We start from the raw sequence: 19,695 nt of genomic DNA, 5'->3' as shown, positions 1-19,695 counted from the left end.
CTATTGCAAAGTAGATTGGAGGAATAATAAATGGAGGTTTTTCATTCTGGAGAGCGTACTGTACACGATTTACTAGGTGTACAAAAGATTGCAAACTCTGCAAGTACAATGATTCAACAGACACTCCCAAAGAAGTTCATGAATTTTCTCAATGGACAGAATTCATTCGTGATGTCTTCTATGGATCAAAGAGGAAGAGTTTGGAGTTCATTTTTAGCAGGAAATCCTGGTATCATACAAGCTATTGAAGCCGACATAGTTAAAATCAATACAAAAATAAACGAAGGTGACCCTTTATTTCTAAATATTTTACAACATAAAGAAGTAGGGATTTTAGTAATTGATTTTGCTTCCAGAATAAGAATACGAATAAATGGTAAGGTTTCGATAGTTTATCCAGATGGAAACTTTGAAATCAAAATTGAACAAGTATTCGGTAATTGTCCTAAATATATACAGGCGAGAAGATTCGAATATAAAGCTGTTGAAGAAATTGTAAATAAGAAACTTCATCCGCTTAACACTTTAAATAAAAAGCAACAGAATTGGATTAGTGAATCCGATACTTTTATTATTGCAAGTGCAAGTTTTGAGGGAAAGATGGACATTTCCCATAGGGGTGGGATGCCAGGATTTGTTCATGTCATTAATGAAAAATCAATTATATTTCCAGATTACTCAGGAAACATGTTGTTCAATACCTTAGGAAATATTGTTCAAAATCCCAATGTTGGGTTACTGTTTTTTGATTTTAATACTGGTGCTACATTACAAATCACAGGAGAAGCAAGTATCATTTGGAACATTGATCAAGATATTCTCTCAAAGTTCCCTGATGCACAACGTTTAGTACAATTTCAAATACTTGAAGTACTTGAAGTACCTTGTTATGAATCTTATAATTGGGAGTTCTTGAATTATTCTACTTTCAATCCAAAATAGAAAAGGCGGGAAAATAATATGCAAATTAATATCACTGTTACAGAAGCGGCTATTAAACATTTCGAAAGTTTAGAGACTAAATATCCTAACCATTTTCGATTTCTACAATATGAAATGGGAGGCTGCGGGCGTCCATTGGATGGGGTTGTAAGAATACAATTAATTAAATCAGATGTAGGTTTCGAAGAAATTCAAACAAACTGGAAATCATTTTATATAAACAAAGCCTCTTTAGCTTTTCTTGATGATAATTTAACTATTGATTTCTTTGAAGGATTTCAAATTAGAAGCTCTAGTCAAACTTATAGTCACAACATCCCTTTAGAAATTGAAAAATAAGGGTACTCACTGTTCAATATATAGAAATTTTTAAGCTGAAAGGTGAAATAAATCATATATAGCCAACGAAATTTTTGTAAGGGAAAGGCTATAGGACATTAAATATACCCACTAAGCAAAATTATTATCGAATCTCAAGTAACAAAAGCGTAATTTTCTCTAGTAAATTTAATTAGAGAAAATTACGTTTTTTTATAAATGAAGGAATAGAACATTTAGGCAATAATACAGTAAAGGGAGAGTATGGAGCGTTTATAAAGCTGAAAAATTAAGGATTTCTTATAATATGAATAAAGATATGCAAAAAATATAATTATTTTTTTAAAAAGGAGATTATTTTTATATGGAATTAAGACAGTTAGAGTATTTCATGACACTTTATAAAGAACTTCATTTTACAAAAGCAGCAGATAAGCTAGGTATTACGCAACCTACATTAAGCCATCAAATTAAAGCTCTTGAAGACGAAATAGGTATGCCGTTATTTGACCGCATGGGAAAGAAAATAGCCATCACTGACGTTGGTTCTATTTTAGCCAACGAATGTAAAAATATTTTTAATGCATTAGATAATGTAAAAGAACAAATCAGTGAATTAAAGGAGATAAAAGGAGGTAACATTGCAATTGCCACTTTGCCTGGCGAACTAACAGACTTAGTCTCCACTTTATTATTAGATTTTCATAAAAATTATCCGGAGGTAACAGTAAAAATTATAAGTTCAGATGAAATACTAGAATTAATAAACCAGAATCAGGTTAATTTTGCTGTTACAATTGATTCTTCCGAGTACGTATTCGAAGATGAAAAAATTGTAAAAATACCATTATACACAGAAGAGTTATTTTTAGTGGTATCAAATAACCACTCACTAGTTAATGAACAAGAAATACAATTCTCAGGATTGAATAAATTACCATTAATCTTGTTCCCAGACAGTCATGAATGTAGAAAGTTATTGAATTATACATGTTTACCACAAAAAATAAACTTGTCTCCAATTATTGAGACCTCTAGTATCGAATCGTTATTTGATCTTGTTAGAAATGGATTTGGAGTGACAATTGTCTCTAAAACTTTACTTGATATTACTGTAGATAATGATGTATTAGCAATTCCTATAGTAAATCCTACAATTAGTAGGAAAGTTAACCTTATTTTACGTAGAGATAAATTTATTGGGTTTGGCACTAGAAATTTTATTGAATTGCTTACAAATGAAATTATAAAATTAGGATTTCCTATTTCTGAACAAAGTAAAGAACAGATTAGAAAATTAATTAAATAGTGATTGAATTTCGAATAACTATTAGAGGGGAGATAGAACATATCTATCATTATAATAGAAAAAGTAACATTGCTCTATCTTGTTATAGATATATAATTTAATTAAAGTTTCAATTAGTTTAGATCATCAAAAAAATGTCTTTTTTATCTAAATTTCTTAGAACTTATTTGTGAAGCTTTAATTGACGAGCGTATTTTTTTGACTTTTATTGAAAGTGGATTACACTATAAAAATTTTAGAGAGTAGATAATTTGAAAGTAGGTAAAAAAATGTGTGGCTATGTAGGGTGCTTGTATAATACTGCAAAAAGATATTCAGAAACAGAAAAAATAAAATTTGAAAATATGACGAATCTGTTATACCACCGTGGTCCGGATGACCAAGGATATTTTCGTGACGAGCATGTTCAATTTGGGTTTAGACGGTTAAGTATTATTGATTTGGATGCGGGACATCAACCGCTAGCATATGATAATGAACGCTATATACTTATGTTCAATGGTGAAATTTATAATTATATAGAATTACGTGAAATGTTAATTAAACAGGGAGCATGTTTTTCAACTCAGTCAGATACGGAAGTTATTGTTGCATTATATGCCCAAGTAAAAGAAGAATGTGTAAATTATCTTCGTGGAATGTATACTTTTGTAATTTGGGACCGTCAAGAGAAAAAATTATTTGGTGCTCGCGATCATTTTGGAATTAAACCACTTTACATTGCACAACAGAACGATATAACTTTCTTCGCATCTGAAAAGAAAAGTATCCTACATGTAATGCAAGATAAGGGTGTAAATCCAACTGCTCTCCAACATTATTTTACATACCAATACGGACCAGAACCAGAAACATTAACAAATGATATTAATAAAATTGAACCTGGTCATTATTTCATAAAAGAAATTGGAAAAGAGATAGAGGTTTATCGCTACTGGAAACCATATTTCAATGCTTCAGATATCAAAAAAGAGGAACACATTCGAGCAATTCGTGATGTATTATATGACTCAGTAAAAGTACATATGCGCAGCGATGTTCCAGTAGGTGCATTCTTATCTGGTGGGATTGACTCATCTATTGTTGCTTCTATTGCAAAAGAAATAAATCCAAATCTCCTAACATTCTCTGTTGGTTTTGAGTACCGTGGATTTAGTGAAATAGATGTAGCGAAAGAAACTGCTGAGAAATTAGGAGTAAAAAACTATAGTGTGTTGGTAACACCACAAGAATTTATGAATGAATTCCCAAAAATCATGTGGCACATGGATGATCCATTAGCAGATCCAGCAGCAGTACCATTGTACTTTGTTGCAAAAGAAGCACGTAAACATGTAACAGTTGTTCTGTCTGGTGAAGGTTCAGACGAGCTATTTGGCGGATATAATATTTATCGTGAGCCAAACTCTTTAAAAATGTTCTCATACATTCCCACTTCTGGGAGAACGGTTTTAAAAGCTTTAAGTGGAGTACTTAAAGAAGGGTTTAAAGGGAAAAGCTTTCTAGAGCGTGGATGTACACCAATTGAAGAACGTTATTATGGTAATGCAAAGATCTTCCGTGAAGAAGAGAAAATTAAGTTAATAAAGTCTTACAATGAAAGTGTTAACTATAAGGATGTAACCAAACCACTGTATAATGAAATTAAGGATTATGATGATGTAAGTAAAATGCAATACATTGATATGTACACATGGTTACGTGGAGATATTTTATTAAAAGCAGATAAAATGTCTACAGCTCACTCACTAGAATTACGTGTTCCATTTCTAGATAAAGAAGTCTTTGATGTAGCTTCTAAAATCCCAACAGAATTAAAAATTGCCAATAGAACTACAAAGGCTATTTTACGTGAAGCCGTACGTGGTATCGTTCCAGATCATGTACTAGATCGTAAGAAACTCGGTTTTCCAGTGCCAATCCGTCATTGGTTAAAAGATGAAATGTATGACTGGGCTCTCAATATTATTAAAGAGAGTAAAACCGAACATTTAATTGATAAAAAATATGTATTAAACTTACTGGAGGCACATCGCACAGATAAAGGTGATCATAGTCGTAAAATTTGGACAGTACTAACCTTTATGGTATGGCATCAAATTTATATAGAGCATACATATGATACAAATTTATTTAGTGAAGAGTGTCGAGTATATAATTTAGTTTAAATTTATATGTCCATCAATTTAAGAATTATATAACGTCTCCAAATAAAACTGTCCATTTTTACTTGGAGGGAAAGCATCAACAAAACGTGAATTTCGTACGCTAAGCAATTTTTAACATAGAAAAGGCCGATTCCCTGTACGCTAAGGGAATTGGCTTTTTTATTAGTGTAAGAAATATTCAACAAATCATTACATATCATTATTAAAATACGAACGTATATACTTCAATAACAGCTAACCAAATGATAGGAAAAATACTGTAGTATATTTAACCGTTTGCTAGTATGCCAGAGCAGTTCGTCTGTATTAAAGAAATGATACAGGAGCAAACAAAGATCCCACGCCCAATCTTAACGCAAGATGTAAAAGAAAGGATTGAAAATAAGCTGTTAACTTCATATTTAGGTGAAGAAGAGGTTTTACTTACAATAGCTATCTATATAAAAATTACATAACAGTAGCTGGTATAAATCCAGTAAATAAGACGATTACTTGTAGGATGCTTTTCATAATCAAAGGATGTTTAAGTTTGGTGATGTAGTTGAAGTGAATTAGAGGGGGAATATCTCTTCCTAACTTAATTATATCATGTAAATCAAGTTCGAAATAGACTGTTTATTCGTATTTACTACTGCTACAATCAAGAACACATGCATAGTAAGGAGAGATGTTATATGAGTTCTTTCGTTCTCAATTTTCAGGAAATAGAAAACACGCAGCTTTCGCTCGTCGGTGGAAAAGGTTTGAATTTAGGGGAGTTAACAAACATTCAAGGTATACAAGTACCCGAAGGTTTTTGTGTTACAACGGTAGGATATGAAAAGGCTATCGAGCAAAATGAAGTGCTTCAAACTTTGTTGCAGCAGCTAACAAAGTTGAAAATGGAAGAGCGTGCTCAAATTGGTGAAATGAGTAAGAAGATTAGAGAAGTGATTATGGCAGTACAAATCCCTTCTGATGTAGTGGAATCAGTAGCTCATTATCTCTCACGTTTTGGAAATGAACATGCGTATGCAGTGCGTTCTAGTGCTACGGCTGAAGATTTACCGTATGCCTCGTTTGCTGGTCAACAAGATACGTATTTAAATATTATTGGAAAAGAAAACATTTTGCAGCATATTAAAAAATGCTGGGCTTCTTTATTTACAGATCGAGCGGTTATATACCGAATGCAAAACGGTTTTGATCATAATCAAGTTTCTATATGTTTTGTCGTTCAAAAAATGGTTTTCCCTGAGGCTTCAGGGATTTTATTTACTGCGGATCCGATTACTTCAAATAGGAAGGTGTTGTCAATCGATGCCAGCTTTGGACTTGGCGAGGCGCTAGTATCTGGATTGGTTTCTGCCGATAATTATAAGGTAAAAGAAGAGGAAATCGTCGAAAAGATCATCGCAACGAAAAAATTAGCCATCTATGGACGAAAAGAAGGCGGAACAGAGAGAAAGAAAATTGCTCCTAATAAGCAAAAAGTTCAAACACTTACTGAACAACAGATTTTACAACTAGCACGCATCGGAAGACAAATCGAAGCTTATTTTGGTTGTCCGCAAGATATTGAATGGTGCTTAGCCCATGATACATTTTATATTGTCCAAAGTCGCCCCATTACGACTTTATATCCAATTCCTGAAGAAAATGATGAGGGAAATCATGTGTATATATCGGTTGGCCATCAACAAATGATGACCGATGCGATGAAACCATTAGGTTTATCTTTTTTCCTGTTAACGACTAGTGCCCCTATGCGTAAAGCGGGAGGCAGGTTATTTGTCGATGCTACGCAACAATTAGCTTTACCTGCTAGCAGAGATTACTTAATAAACACTTTAGGAAAATCGGATCCACTCGTAAGAGATGCATTAACGACTATAGTTAAGCGAGATAATTTTATTAAATTATTACCAGATGATGAAAAAGGGAAGAGTGTTGGTAAAAGTGTGCCACCTGCAAATTCTCAACCGGAAATTGAAAATGATCCGGCAATCGTTACAAATTTAATACAGAATAGTCAAGCATCACTTGAAGAGTTAAAACAAAATATGCAACTGAAATCAGGAGTGGACGTACTTGATTTTATTTTGGAAGATATTCAGCAATTAAAGAAAGTATTGTTTAACCCGCAAAGTATCGCTGTCATTATGGCTGGTATGAATGCTTCAACATGGATAAATGAAAAGATGGAGCAATGGTTAGGTGAAAAAAATGCAGCAGACACGCTTTCTCAATCCGTACAAAATAATATTACATCTGAAATGGGTTTAGCATTAATGGATGTCGCTGATGTGATTCGGCCGTACAAAGAAGTTATTACGTATTTACAACATGTAGAAGATGATAGCTTTTTAAATGAACTAGTTCAGTTTAAGGGTGGAGAAGAAGCTCGAGATGCTATTCTAACTTTTCTAAATAAATACGGAATGAGATGTAGCGGAGAAATAGATATTACGAAAACGCGCTGGAGTGAAAAGCCAACTACAATTATCCCGATGATTTTAAATAATATAAGAGATTTTGAATATGGTGCGAGTAAGCGGAAATTTGAAGAAGGACTGCAAGAAGCTTTGAAAAAAGAAGAAGAGTTAGTAGATCGATTACAGCACTTATCGGGTGGAAAACAAAAAGTAGAAGAAACGAAGCGAATGATTCGTAATATCCGTAATTTTATCGGCTATCGTGAATATCCAAAATACGGTATGATTAATCGTTATTTCATATATAAGCAAGCGTTACTGAAAGAAGCTGAGCAACTTGTGCAGAGCGGTGTCATTCGTGAAGTGGATGATATATACTATTTAACTTTTGAAGAACTTCACGAAGTAGTCTGCACGAATAAACTAGATTACGAACTGATACAAAAACAAAAAAATGATTACAAATTATATGAAAAACTAACGCCTCCTCGTATCATGACGTCTGATGGAGAAATCATTACAGGTAAATATAAACGAGAAAACCTCCCAGATGATGCGATTGTAGGTTTGCCTGTTTCTTCAGGAGTGATTGAGGGGAGAGCTCGCGTTATTTTAAACATGGAAGAAGCGAATTTAGAAGAGGGCGATATATTAGTTACAGCTTTTACTGACCCTGGCTGGACACCATTATTTGTATCTATAAAAGGATTAGTTACTGAAGTCGGCGGACTTATGACGCACGGAGCAGTAATTGCACGTGAATATGGATTACCGGCAGTTGTTGGAGTAGAGAATGCTACGAATTTAATAAAAGACGGACAACAAATTCGGGTACATGGAACAGAAGGGTATATTGAAGTGTTGTAATTAAGTAAAAGAACATCCACTATTATAGTGGGTGTTCTTTTACTTAATAGCTGAATTATTTCTTTAAGCCAGCCGCATAAAAAGGTCCATGAACTGCGATTGTTGATAAAAAGCGAGCAATCTCCTCAGGTGTTTCTTTTTGTCCATTATTTAACCATTGTTGGATGACACCTATATGCGCAGATGCCATATAAGAAGTTAAGTATTCGCTTGGAACAAGTAAATTCTCCTTATTAATGAGAGGACCATTCGTATCTTCAAATAATGTTTTCCACATAAAGTCTTTCAGTTTTGTTTGGAAAGATAAATCTCCTTTCGGACTTAGTACAGCTCTCATAAAATCACTATTTTCATTTAGAAATGCAAGAATAGAAGTGATAAGTATAAATGGCATTGTTGGAGAAGGATTTGATCCAAGGTCAGCAATAACTTCTGGGAATTTCTGTTTAGCAATGTTAGAAAACTCGTACATAATGTCTTCTTGGCATTTTGTCATTAAATCAAATTTATCTTGATAGTGCGCATAGAAAGTACCGCGATTAATGTTTGCTTTCGTTGTAATATCTTTCACTGTAATGGCGTCAAAACCTTTTTCTTCAATTAGCTCCACCAATGCATTTCGTATGGCAGTTTTTGTACGAACAACACGCAAATCTAAATTATTATCGCGCAAAGCATATCCCTCCTTAATTTTACTCAACACATTTAGAAAATGTGTCTTATAACCAACACATTCACGATTTTTGATTATTGTATAAGGTTCAACTCGAACATATAATTCAAAATATAAATAAACAACACGTTGTTGGTTATTATAGATCAAATTAAGGGAGGAGAAAAGAAAATGTTTAAAAATAAACTTTTATTGTTATCACCAGTTATTGCACTACTTGTTGTTTTTATTTTTTCATTAACGTTATTTCCAACTGTTCAACCAAAGCCGAAAAACTTGCCAATTGCAATTGTAAATGAGGATCAAGGTGTAGAAATTCCAAATCAACCGAAAATGAATATGGGGCAAACGATCGTTGATAACATGAAAAAAACAGCGAAATCAGAGGAAGAACCCGCAGTGAAGTGGGTAGAAGTAAAAAATAAAGAAGCCGTTCAAAAGGGATTAAACAATAAAGAGTATTACGCGGCATTAGTCATCCCGAAAGAATTTAGCGCAAAACAAGCGTCGTTACGAACACCACAGCCATCTTCACCTGAGATAGAAATATATATTAATCAAGGAATGAATACGGCTGCATCAACTATGGCAGGACAAATATTACAGGCGATTGTTGATAATATGAACAATACTGTTCGCGCGCAAGTATTAGAAGGATATAAGGAAAAAGGAGGTACATTAACAACAGATCAAGCTGCGAAATTAGTAACACCTATTGTAAAGAACGTGAAAAATATGAATGAGGTCGGCAAAAATAGTGCGAACGGTAACTCACCAATATCATTGTTCCAGCCGTTATGGATTGCAAGTTTAGCTAGTGCAGCGATTATTTTTATTGCGATTAGTAAAATGCCAGTAAGCTCAAGAAAAGAAAACTTTCTGTTAAAAGTAAACCAAATCGTAACAGGAGCTATTGCGACACTTGTAATTGGATTTGGTCTTACATGGATTGCGGATGGGATGGTAGGGTTAAATATTTCGAACTTCACGGATACAGCTCTATTCTTATCCATTACTTCTTTTAGTTTCTTCTTAATGATATCTGCGGTACTTTCATTGGTTGGGCTAAAAGGAATCGGTTTATTCGCTTTATTACTATTCTTCGGGGCACCGTTACTATCATTAGCACCTGAGATGTTGTCTCCGTTTTATCAAGACTGGGTTTACTCATGGTTACCAATGAAATTTATGATTGAAGGCCTAAGAGAAATCTTCTTCTTCGGAAAAGGGTTAAGTTGGAATACTCCTGTTACTGTACTCGTTTGGATTGGTATAGTAAGTATGGTTACTATATTAGCAACTGCATTCAAACGTAGTGTAGTAAAAGGGCATAAAACAGAATTGAACGCTTAAAAAAAAGCCGTTTCACTAATTAGTGAAACGGCTTTTTTTGATGAAATCTATAAGCTGAAGAATGAATATTTGCTGATAATAAAGTTTGTTAATTTTTCTGGCTTTTCCTCAATGTAAACACCTAATTGTTGAAAAGTGTTATGTTTAGAATTAAGTCGGGATCTCTAAAGGTCACGTACATTCCAGACAATCTCACCACGTTCGTCATCCCACGTACTGTGATGACGCTTAAATCCTATCTTTTCTAGTACCCGGAGGGAAGCGATATTCCAAGCACCTACAGTCGACCAAAGTCTTTGGCGCCCAGTAGCAATCGCCGCGTCCAGTACAACAGATGCCGCCTCAGTCGCATAACCTTTACCATGAGCGCTGCGGAACAACTCGTATGCAATCTCCGGCTCTTCAAGTGTGGAACGACCGATAATCAAGCCGCAGTATCCAATGAAATCGCCTTCGTCTCTTCTTCGAATAGTGAGAAGGGAAATGCCATTTTCATCTGCCTTCTTACGCATCTCAATAAGCCGTTTACGAACGGAGTCGAGGGTCGGCATGTCCACACCACGTTCGCCAATTAATTTCCTCATCCAAACTGAATCGGATTCCTCCCACATACTCAGGTCAAGTCGTTCGGTTTTTAGCTGGAACTCCATAGTTTTAAATAAAGATGGCATAGTGGAACCTCCTAATTATGTCACTTAACTCATAATAGCTTCGCACCGCATCATGTTGAACCAATCGTTGATTCGCGAATTTATTTTCTTAACTCCCGCGAGAGTTTATAGCAACAGTATACAATAGTATTATTTTATGCATAAGCAATTCCTTTGCAAAATAGACCCTTTTCTCAAACTTTTCTTTCATTCTAAAGCCGTCCCGTTAAATACACAGGCTCCTACTATTTCTAAATGCATAAAATGTTAAGCGAAAGTATGGGGGGATACGATGTATAATTCAAATTATTATGATTGGTATAGGCAAAATGATAAGTTGATTAGTGATATTGAAAAAGCTATAAATGGAGAGTATAGCGCCATAAGCTGCTATGCAAAATTAGCGAATATGGCTCCAAATCAAGTAGAACAAAAACAAATTCTTGAAATTCGTAATGATGAAATAAAGCATTTCCACAACTTTGTACAAATTTATACGAACTTAACTGGAAGGCAGCCGAAACCACAAATTACTGAAGACTGCCCAAATACGTATTTACAAGGATTAGAGTTTGCTATACAAGATGAACAAAAAACAGTAGATTTTTATTTGGAAATTTCAGATGAGACATCGGATGTACATTTGAAAGAGTTGTTACGGAGAATAGCTGCGGATGAACAAAATCATGCAGTATGGTTTTTATATTACTTTGTAAAGTCGAAGTGAGCATTAAGAATGAACGGCTAATGTGGTGCATATATTAGAAATTATTTTAAAAGGCAGTGCAACAATTGAATGAAATATTTAAATGTAAGCAAAAGGAAACCGTTTCGCTAGTAGTGGAGCGGTTTTTTATGATGTACATATGTATCGACAAAATATAGTAATTACATTTGATATATAATGTATGAAACGAAAATGAATAAGTTAGGAGCAAGCATATGAAAAGAGGGATTACAGTAGATATTCTAGATGGATATGATAATTTACTTTGGAAAGTATTAAAGCCAATTGATATTACTGTATTTGATTGGCAAGTCATGGGAAGGGAGGAAGCTTATATAATAATAGGGAATGAATTAGGTCCAGAATTATTTTCAGAAGATAACGAGATCATGGAAGGAACAGAATTAAAAAAGCTAATAAAAGATAACATATATTATCTTTTATTTTTAGATCTAAAAGCATGTCCAAAAGGAGAGGTACTAGGAGAAATTGCAACATTTGAAGAATTTAAGGAGAGTAAGTGTGAAGTAGTCGTATTAGTAGCGGATGGTGAGTATATACAAATTTATGCGAAAAACCAAGAAGAGATTGAAATGATGTATGAAAACGCAGTGAATCAAGGGTTTTATGTAGAATATATTACAGATGAAAATGATGGAAGGACTCGTTTGTCAGTATGGTAGCAATTTGAAAGGGGAAAGGCAATATGGAGAGCAATATAAGTAAAGAATATGCAATTCGAATTGCTACTGAAAATGAAAGTGATAGTATTATCCTTTTATTAAAAGAAGTAGCACAATGGCTACAATATAAAGAAGTGGATCAGTGGCAGTATCTTTTAGGAGAGGAAGCTACGGCTGAAATACTAGAATGTATAAGAGAGAAATATACGTATATTGTTATGAAAGAAGATGAAATAGTTGGTACGATTACAGTTTCTCCTAAACAAAATGAATGGGATGAACATATTTTTGGTAAAGAGGAAGTTTCTAATTCATTATATATTCATAGATTTGCGGTGAAACGGAAGTATAAGGGGAACGGAATTGGAGAATGGATTTTACAGTGGATAGAAGAGAATGTGCAACATGACAAAGAGTATTTGAAGTTAGATTGCGTGGGGCATAATCGTACGTTAAATGATTTTTATAAGAAAAATGGTTTTGAATATGTTGGAAGTACGGATGGGCTTAGTAAGTTTCAAAAGAAAAGGAGAATGTGAATGCATCCAATTAACGTAAGTTTAGTTGAAAAGTTAATACAGGAACAGTTTCCCGAATGGGCCCATTTAGAAGTGAAACCTGTAAAGTTTAGTGGGCATGATAATAGGACGTTTCACTTAGGGTATGAGATGAGTGTAAGATTGCCAAGTGATGCGGCATATGCACCGCAAGTAGAGAAAGAAAATAGTTGGCTTCCTATATTAAGTAAGGGGCTTTCTTTACCGATTTCTACCCCACTTGCGAAAGGAAATCCGTCTGAAGCGTATCCATTGCCTTGGTCTATTAATAAGTGGATAGAGGGAGAAACAGTTACGAAACAAAACGTTCGGGATTTAAATGAATTTGCGGCGGACTTAGGATCTTTTTTAGTAGAATTGCAATCTATCAATGCGAGTAACGGACCTTTAGCTGGAACACATAATTTTTACCGAGGCGGACTTATATCTGTATATGATGAAGAGGCGAGAGTTGCTATTGAAAATAATAAGGATGTTTTTGACGAGGCATTATTAAAGCACCTTTGGAATGTAGCACTTAGTTCAACATGGGACCGTAAGCCAGTTTGGGTTCATGGAGATGTAGCACCGGGGAATTTACTCGTTAAAGAGGGAAAGCTTTGTGCCGTAATTGATTTTGGTATTTTAGGAGTAGGGGATCCGGCTTGTGATGCAGCGATGGCATGGACTTTTTTTGATAAGAATAGCAGAAACGTATTTAAAGAAGTGTTACGTATGAATGAAGAAACATGGAATAGAGCAAGAGGATGGGCACTTTGGAAGGCGTTAATTACATATGATACGAATAGGGATAGTAATGAAAAAGTAGCAGAAGAATCGTATCGTATCATTCAAGTGATTGTGGATGATTATGAGAGGTAATAGAAAAGCCTATTTTAAAATAGGCTTTTTCATATGATTAAATAGTAGAAATGGAAAGAAGGAATATAACATAATTATACAGAATATTTAGATAATAGGAGGTGTCGAATTTTGAGTGAAATTGAATTAAAGAGTAATGTAATTAAGACAGGGCGAGAGAAGGGGATTATTCTTCGGTTTATACTTGCTAGTCTCGTTGGAGTGTTTATGTTTTTCGTTCCTGTTACGATAAACGGTGCATCGTCTATTATGATTGATCATATCGTATCGTGGATTAGGGCTTCGGTTCCAGGCGTAGTACCTTATTATGCATTGTTCGTTATGGCGATTGGTGTGATTTATCCATTTTATACGAAGAAATGGAATGCATCTATCGTAGACATTTGTTTTTCTATTTTAAAAGTAGTTGGCGTTGTATTTGGCATATTATATTGTTTAAAAGTAGGACCAGCTTGGTTCTTTGCGCCAGATGTTGGACCGTTTTTGTATGAGAAGCTAGTCATATCAGTAAGTTTGCTCGTTCCAATTGGCTCGGCGTTTTTAGCGTTATTAGTCGGATATGGATTGCTTGAATTTATCGGTACATTTTGTCGGCCGATTATGAGGCCATTATGGAATACGCCGGGGAGATCGGCAATCGACGCAGTTGCGTCCTTCGTTGGAAGTTATTCGCTTGCTCTCCTTATTACGAATCGCGTGTATAAAGAAGGAAAGTATACGACAAAAGAAGCGGCGATTATCGCTACAGGATTTTCTACAGTATCCGCTACATTTATGATCATCATCGCAAAAACATTAGATATTATGCATTTATGGAATGTTTATTTTTGGACTACACTTGTTGTAACATTCATCGTGACTGCTATCACCGTAAGAATCCCGCCCCTCAGTAGAAAACCAGATACATATGTAACAGAAGAAGGGTTCCCAGAGCCTGTTTATAAAGAGAAAATGTTAGAATGTGCTTGGGAAGATGCGTTAGAAGTATCAAAGTCTGCACCGAGCATTATGAAAAATATTGCATTAAATTTAAAAGATGGATTTATTATGACGATGGGAATTTTACCATCCATTATGTCAGTAGGATTAATTGGTATCGTCTTAGCGAAGTTTACGCCAATATTTGATTGGATCAGTTATATTTTCTATCCATTTACATGGCTATTACAATTACCAGAAGCAGACTTAGCTGCTAAAGCCGCATCAGTTGGCATTGCAGAAATGTTTTTACCGTCATTATTAGTAGTAAGTGCACCACTCGTGACAAAGTTTGTTATTGCAGTTGTTTCCGTATCATCTATTTTGTTTTTCTCCGCTTCCATTCCTTGTATATTATCAACAGATATTCCGTTAAAAGTATCTGAACTTATTATTTTATATGTGCAGAGAACGATTTCAACGTTGCTTATTATTACGCCGATTGCTTATTTGTTGCTTTGAAGTTTTAATAAGATAAAGTTAAACAAAAGAAGCCGTCTGTAAAAAGAGGGCTTTTTTTGTTTAAAAGCGGGATATTCTTATTTATTTTTCGTATACGACGTAACGCTTCTTAAGAAGATTCCTAGTCCCGCAAAAAAGAACCCTAAGCATAATAAGCTGCCTGGCGTTCCCCAAGTAATTTGATCTAGCATTTTTTATCCCCTCCCGTTTATCATTATATAGAATTTATTGGAAATTATCAAAAAATTATTTTTTTAAGGGTTACTGATGGGTCTTCCTACCTTATACGAGAAGAATATATTTGAAAAGAATTCTTTTCGTTATATTTTTTTATTCTTATAATACGTTTTTGATTCTTATGATATAGTAACAGCAAAGGGGGCTTAAAAATGGAAATTATTCACGAAAGAGCAAAGTTGCGGTTAATGGATAATACTGATGTCGAAACTTTGTTTTCGATTGTAGAAGGAAATCGGGATATTTGGGCGTATTTAATCTCTAAAATGGATAGTGTGCAAGATATGCAACAATACGTTCAAAAAGCGATAAAGGGCTACGGAAGAGGTAATCAAATACCTTTCGTAACCGTAGATCAACAGTCGAATAAGATTGTAGGAAGTACACGTTTATATAATATTTCAGTAGAAGATAAGACAGTTGAGTTAGGGCAAACGTGGTATCATCCGAGTGTACAACGTACGAGTATAAATACAGAGTGTAAGTATATGCTTCTCCAGTATGCTTTTGAAAAACTGCATATGCTGAGAGTGCAAATTAAGACGGATGCAAGAAATGAAAAAGCACAACGAGCAATTGAAAGATTAGGCGCAGTAAAAGAAGGTGTGCTTAGAAATGAAAGAAAATTACCGAATGGTTATGTGAGAGATGCGGTGGTGTACAGTATTATCTCGAGTGAATGGCCAGGCGTAAAAGAACAATTGTTAGAAAAATTAGAGTTATATAAAGAAAAGTTATAATTCGTGTTTTGAAAGGTATATTGTTCGTGAGACATGAAAAATATACCTTTTTTCTTACAAAATGCTACTTTATTTTAATTCCTTTTGTTTCATCGTTCCCTTCTGAGAAAAAATTCGTTACAATGTAGTTGTATGGTAATAAACTTATGAATTTAAAAAATGTAATGAAAACCGCAAATGAAAATGAATTGATAATCCTCAATTTTAAATGAAAACCCTTTTATACATAAATAACAAGTAAAGTTCCTTCTTTTAAATAAACTCAAACAAAACGATTTGATATAAATGTTTTTTATAGAAGTATGGATGATGTACGGAGGCAATTACAAATGAAAGAAAATAAGAAGAGTAAGAAAAGACGAATCTTTCAAGTATTTTTACTAATGATTTGTTCTGCTATTTTATATGTAAGTTATGCAGCTTACGATATTTGGAGTTATCGTTTTAAAGCAAATGATGACGTGAAAACGGATGCTGGTATCGTACTAGGAGCAGCTTCGTGGAACGGAAAACCATCTCCTGTATTTAAAGAAAGAATTAATCATGCGATTTCTTTATATAAGAACGGAAATATTAAAAAGATTATTTTTACAGGTGGTACAAAGTTCGAGGCAGAACTTGAGGAAGCACGTACTGCAAGAGTATATGCAATGAAACAAGGTGTAAAAGAGGAAGATATTTTAATTGAAACTAAATCCCTTTTCACTGAAGAAAATTTAAAAAATGCGAAGCAAGTTGGAATAGAGAACGGAATACGCACATACACGATTGTAAGTGATCCACTTCATATGAAACGCGCAATGAGAATTGCAAAACATATTAATATTGAAGCGTATGCTTCACCAACGCCGACATCAGCATATAAAACGTTAGACACAGAAATTCCATTCTTCTTTAAAGAATTATTCTCGTATATTGGATATGTAACCTCTTTGCCATTAAAGGCATTGAAGGGAGATTAACATAAGAAAAGAACCTATCCTTAAATAGGAACTTTTCTTATTAGTCAAAAACATTGTATTTTTATCGGAATAGTGAAACAATAGAGAGGTAGCTTCATATAATCATAATGAAAAAGTGAGCGGTTGATGAATCGAACATAAAGGAGATTATAGTATGGCACTCTCATTTGTTGAAACAGAAGAACAATCTTTCATTATTGCACAAATAAATAAATTGATTCCGAAGTTCATGGAAAGGGAGCATCAGCTAAGTGAATTGGGATCATTTCCGTATGAAAATATAAATGATTTGAAAGATATCGGATATACGAAATTAACGTTACCGAAGGAATTTGGTGGTAGTGCGATTTCTTTATATGACTTTGTTTTATTTCAAGAGAAAATCGCGGAAGGCTGCGGAGCTACTGCATTATCGATTGGCTGGCATCTTGGCATTGTGAAAGAGCTAGCGGAAAATCGCTCTTGGAATGATGAGATGTTCAAATGGTTTTGCGAAGAAGTACGTAATGGTGCGCTCTTTAACAGGGCAGCAACAGAACCGAAAACAGGGAGTCCGACGCGTGGCGGCAAACCAGAAACAATAGCGGTTCAACAAGGCGAGAAGTGGGTTATAAATGGAAGAAAAACTTTTACAACGATGGCGCCAGTACTTGATTATTTTATTATTTCAGCAAGTATGGAAGGCCAAGAAGAAGTTGGTGAGTTTGTTATTCCAAGAAATACACTCGGTGTATCTATTGAAGAAACGTGGGATAGCGTTGCAATGCGAGGGACTGCTAGCCACGACCTTGTCTTACAAAATGTAGAGATAGAAAGTCGCTTTTTTACAGATATAAAAGGCGGGAAAGTAAAACAAAAGGGTGTTGGCTGGTTGCTACATATACCAGCATGTTATTTAGGAATTGCACAATCAGCAAGAAATTATGCAGTTCAATTTGCGGAATCATACAAGCCAAACAGTTTAAACCATTCTATTAGTTTATTGCCGAATGTTAGAAGATTAGTTGGAGAATTAGAACTCGAGCTTATGCAAGCTCGCGTCTTTTTATATCAAATTGCGAAAAAGTACGATGAGGCAGAAGATAAACTATCACTGCAAGCAGAATTAGCAGCCGTGAAATATGCTGTAACAAATGCGGCGATATCTATAGTGGATAAATCGATGCGCATCGTAGGAGCAAAAAGTTTATCAGAAAAAAATCCGCTCCATCGTTACTATTTAAACGTCAGAGCAGGACTGCATAATCCACCGATGGATGATGCAACATTGTCTATGCTGGCGGATGCGGCGTTTCGGTCGTAGTTTTTAAAGCTTACATTTTATTGTTTATGGATATTATAGTTGTTTTGAAAGCACGGGTTTGATTAGTAATCAAACCCGTGCTTTTTATGTGTATGAAGTACTTAGTTGAGATGTAGGTTTTTAATATAAATGATTATCATGGTTTTTTGATTGTTTCTTGTTGAAAAATTCTTATTGTAATGCCGGTTTGGAGGTTGTATAAACATTTTTCGTATTTAATCCCAAATTAATGGTCTTTCTAAGTTTACCATTCGTAAATATTGTAAAAATTGACCTGCATGGACCGCATCATGATAGGCAATTCGTAATAGCATATCACCTAAATATCGTTGATAGCCAACATCGCTTCTATCAATAAGTCTTGAATCTAGCTCGGCTATGTTTATTAATTGAATATATTCTATGAAGTCAGTAAAGTATGATTGTGCCAATTCAATTTCTTTTTTTACACAAGTAATTGGCTCGTCATCATACGGGATACGTATGTCGTTTATTGAACCGTTGTTTTTTATAATCATATGGTAGTAAAAAGTTGAACTCCATACATGACGAATCATCTCACCAAAAGACATAGCCTCAGGATCAGGCTTCCAATTAAGAAAATTATTAGGAAGAGAATTCCATAATTTTTCTGAGCGCCTTCTTGTTTCTTTCAAATTTAATATACTAAGATCAATTGCATTCATAATACATTCTCCTTTACTATTAAACTTAAAATAATTGTATCAATTTAATAGTTAGGGTATCATCGAAATATGAATGTATATCCGAATATCTCATATATAGCTAAACTAATTGCTGAACCTACAAGAGCAATCATATTAGATTGTCTAATGAATAATCAGGCACTACCTGCTAGTGAATTGGCTTATATGGCAAAAGTGTCACATCCAACAATTAGTTCGCATCTTTCTAAATTAGTAGAAGGGAATTTACTTACAGTTGAACAACATGGTAGACATCGTTACTATCGACTTGCTAATCAAGAAGTTGCAGAAGTGCTTGAAAAGTTAGGGACAATTGCACCAACAGTTCAAGTTCGCTCTTTAAAACAATCAGGTCAACTAAAACAAATTCGTTATGCTCGAACTTGTTATGATCATCTTGCAGGCAAACTCGGTGTAGAGATAACTGAAAAATTACTAGATAGGCAATTTATAATTTTAGAGGATGGAGAATACATTGTAACGGAACAAGGTAAGCGATGGTTTCTGAATTTTGGAATAAATATTGATGAGGCAGATACAAAAAGGAGGGTATTTGCAAAACCTTGCCTTGATTGGAGTGAACGGCGTTACCATATTTCTGGTTGGTTAGGGTCTGCAATTGCAAAACTGCTTTTTGAACAGGAATGGATTACGAAAATGGATAAGAACCGAGCTGTCCATCTTACAAAGAAAGGTGTAAAGTTATTGGAAGATCAATTAGGCATTGATATGAAAACTGAGGAAAGAAAAGCTTGAAATTAGAAAAGTCCGTCAAAATGACGGG

Annotated in this window: 18 protein-coding genes and 1 pseudogene; 16 read left to right on the top strand and 3 right to left on the bottom strand. The window is 34.5% G+C overall.

The features are described 5' to 3' along the window. The first annotated feature begins 30 nt into the window (after nucleotides 1–30). From AC22L0_RS11695 to ppsA, 6 genes and pseudogenes are all read left to right on the top strand, one after another. Nucleotides 31–942, top strand: coding sequence for a pyridoxamine 5'-phosphate oxidase family protein (locus AC22L0_RS11695; protein WP_087966889.1), 912 nt, complete (start codon nucleotides 31–33; stop codon nucleotides 940–942). Between the two features lie 18 nt (nucleotides 943–960). Further along, the gene (locus AC22L0_RS11690) at nucleotides 961–1,281 is read left to right on the top strand and encodes an iron-sulfur cluster biosynthesis family protein (protein ID WP_001166648.1); all 321 of its coding nucleotides are present in this window, start codon (nucleotides 961–963) and stop codon (nucleotides 1,279–1,281) included. Nucleotides 1,282–1,624: 343 nt separating this feature from the next. Continuing rightward, entirely contained in the window at nucleotides 1,625–2,569 is a 945-nt protein-coding gene (locus AC22L0_RS11685) for a LysR family transcriptional regulator (RefSeq protein WP_000423360.1), read from the top strand. Between the two features lie 269 nt (nucleotides 2,570–2,838). After that, complete coding sequence (gene asnB / locus AC22L0_RS11680) at nucleotides 2,839–4,737, top strand: asparagine synthase (glutamine-hydrolyzing) (protein ID WP_087966890.1); 1,899 nt, start codon at nucleotides 2,839–2,841, stop codon at nucleotides 4,735–4,737. A 284-nt stretch (nucleotides 4,738–5,021) separates the two neighbouring features. After that, nucleotides 5,022–5,292, top strand: a pseudogene (locus AC22L0_RS11675) (YolD-like family protein). A 119-nt stretch (nucleotides 5,293–5,411) separates the two neighbouring features. Then, the gene (gene ppsA, locus AC22L0_RS11670) at nucleotides 5,412–8,018 is read left to right on the top strand and encodes a phosphoenolpyruvate synthase (protein WP_087966892.1); all 2,607 of its coding nucleotides are present in this window, start codon (nucleotides 5,412–5,414) and stop codon (nucleotides 8,016–8,018) included. 55 nt (nucleotides 8,019–8,073) lie between these two features. Here the strand turns inward: ppsA and AC22L0_RS11665 are convergent, their stop codons facing one another. Then, nucleotides 8,074–8,691, bottom strand: a complete 618-nt coding sequence (locus AC22L0_RS11665) for a TetR/AcrR family transcriptional regulator (RefSeq protein WP_001205503.1) — start codon at nucleotides 8,689–8,691, stop codon at nucleotides 8,074–8,076. A gap of 171 nt (nucleotides 8,692–8,862) precedes the next feature. On the opposite strand from AC22L0_RS11665, the gene AC22L0_RS11660 reads away from it, so the two are divergent. Then, the gene (locus AC22L0_RS11660; RefSeq protein ID WP_053512484.1) at nucleotides 8,863–10,044 is read left to right on the top strand and encodes a YhgE/Pip domain-containing protein; all 1,182 of its coding nucleotides are present in this window, start codon (nucleotides 8,863–8,865) and stop codon (nucleotides 10,042–10,044) included. 164 nt (nucleotides 10,045–10,208) lie between these two features. Here the strand turns inward: AC22L0_RS11660 and AC22L0_RS11655 are convergent, their stop codons facing one another. Then, nucleotides 10,209–10,715 carry a GNAT family N-acetyltransferase gene (locus AC22L0_RS11655; RefSeq protein WP_001139529.1) on the bottom strand — a complete coding sequence of 169 codons (507 nt, stop codon included), beginning with the start codon at nucleotides 10,713–10,715 and terminating at the stop codon, nucleotides 10,209–10,211. A gap of 271 nt (nucleotides 10,716–10,986) precedes the next feature. On the opposite strand from AC22L0_RS11655, the gene AC22L0_RS11650 reads away from it, so the two are divergent. The 8 genes from AC22L0_RS11650 (at nucleotide 10,987) to AC22L0_RS11615 (ending at nucleotide 18,204) form a co-directional block, all read left to right on the top strand. Beyond that, on the top strand, nucleotides 10,987–11,421 hold the full coding sequence (locus AC22L0_RS11650) for a ferritin-like domain-containing protein (protein WP_000282831.1): 435 nt from the start codon (nucleotides 10,987–10,989) through the stop codon (nucleotides 11,419–11,421). Between the two features lie 215 nt (nucleotides 11,422–11,636). Then, a complete protein-coding gene (locus AC22L0_RS11645; RefSeq protein ID WP_087966894.1) occupies nucleotides 11,637–12,104 on the top strand; it encodes a DUF2691 family protein in 468 nt (155 codons plus the stop codon). A gap of 23 nt (nucleotides 12,105–12,127) precedes the next feature. Next, entirely contained in the window at nucleotides 12,128–12,643 is a 516-nt protein-coding gene (locus AC22L0_RS11640) for a GNAT family N-acetyltransferase (RefSeq protein WP_061655644.1), read from the top strand. Continuing rightward, nucleotides 12,644–13,522, top strand: coding sequence for an aminoglycoside phosphotransferase family protein (locus tag AC22L0_RS11635; protein WP_000553371.1), 879 nt, complete (start codon nucleotides 12,644–12,646; stop codon nucleotides 13,520–13,522). Nucleotides 13,523–13,633: 111 nt separating this feature from the next. Continuing rightward, nucleotides 13,634–14,962, top strand: a complete 1,329-nt coding sequence (locus AC22L0_RS11630; RefSeq protein WP_487272268.1) for a YjiH family protein — start codon at nucleotides 13,634–13,636, stop codon at nucleotides 14,960–14,962. Between the two features lie 389 nt (nucleotides 14,963–15,351). Next, the gene (locus AC22L0_RS11625; protein WP_000402584.1) at nucleotides 15,352–15,939 is read left to right on the top strand and encodes a GNAT family N-acetyltransferase; all 588 of its coding nucleotides are present in this window, start codon (nucleotides 15,352–15,354) and stop codon (nucleotides 15,937–15,939) included. 329 nt (nucleotides 15,940–16,268) lie between these two features. Further along, a complete protein-coding gene (locus AC22L0_RS11620; protein WP_000662216.1) occupies nucleotides 16,269–16,901 on the top strand; it encodes a YdcF family protein in 633 nt (210 codons plus the stop codon). Between the two features lie 154 nt (nucleotides 16,902–17,055). Continuing rightward, nucleotides 17,056–18,204: an acyl-CoA dehydrogenase family protein gene (locus AC22L0_RS11615; protein ID WP_001218341.1), complete on the top strand. Its 1,149-nt coding sequence runs from the start codon at nucleotides 17,056–17,058 to the stop codon at nucleotides 18,202–18,204. Nucleotides 18,205–18,419: 215 nt separating this feature from the next. Here the strand turns inward: AC22L0_RS11615 and AC22L0_RS11610 are convergent, their stop codons facing one another. Next, a complete protein-coding gene (locus AC22L0_RS11610) occupies nucleotides 18,420–18,890 on the bottom strand; it encodes a DinB family protein (RefSeq protein WP_087966897.1) in 471 nt (156 codons plus the stop codon). A 69-nt stretch (nucleotides 18,891–18,959) separates the two neighbouring features. Here AC22L0_RS11610 and AC22L0_RS11605 point away from each other — a divergent pair, with 69 nt between their 5' ends. After that, complete coding sequence (locus tag AC22L0_RS11605; RefSeq protein WP_087966899.1) at nucleotides 18,960–19,667, top strand: ArsR/SmtB family transcription factor; 708 nt, start codon at nucleotides 18,960–18,962, stop codon at nucleotides 19,665–19,667. Nucleotides 19,668–19,695: the final 28 nt, after the last annotated feature.

This window comes from Bacillus sp. LQ01, assembly GCF_057624735.1.
The sequence above is the reverse complement of the archived record's forward strand: the minus strand, read 5'-3'. Positions and strand labels throughout refer to the sequence as shown.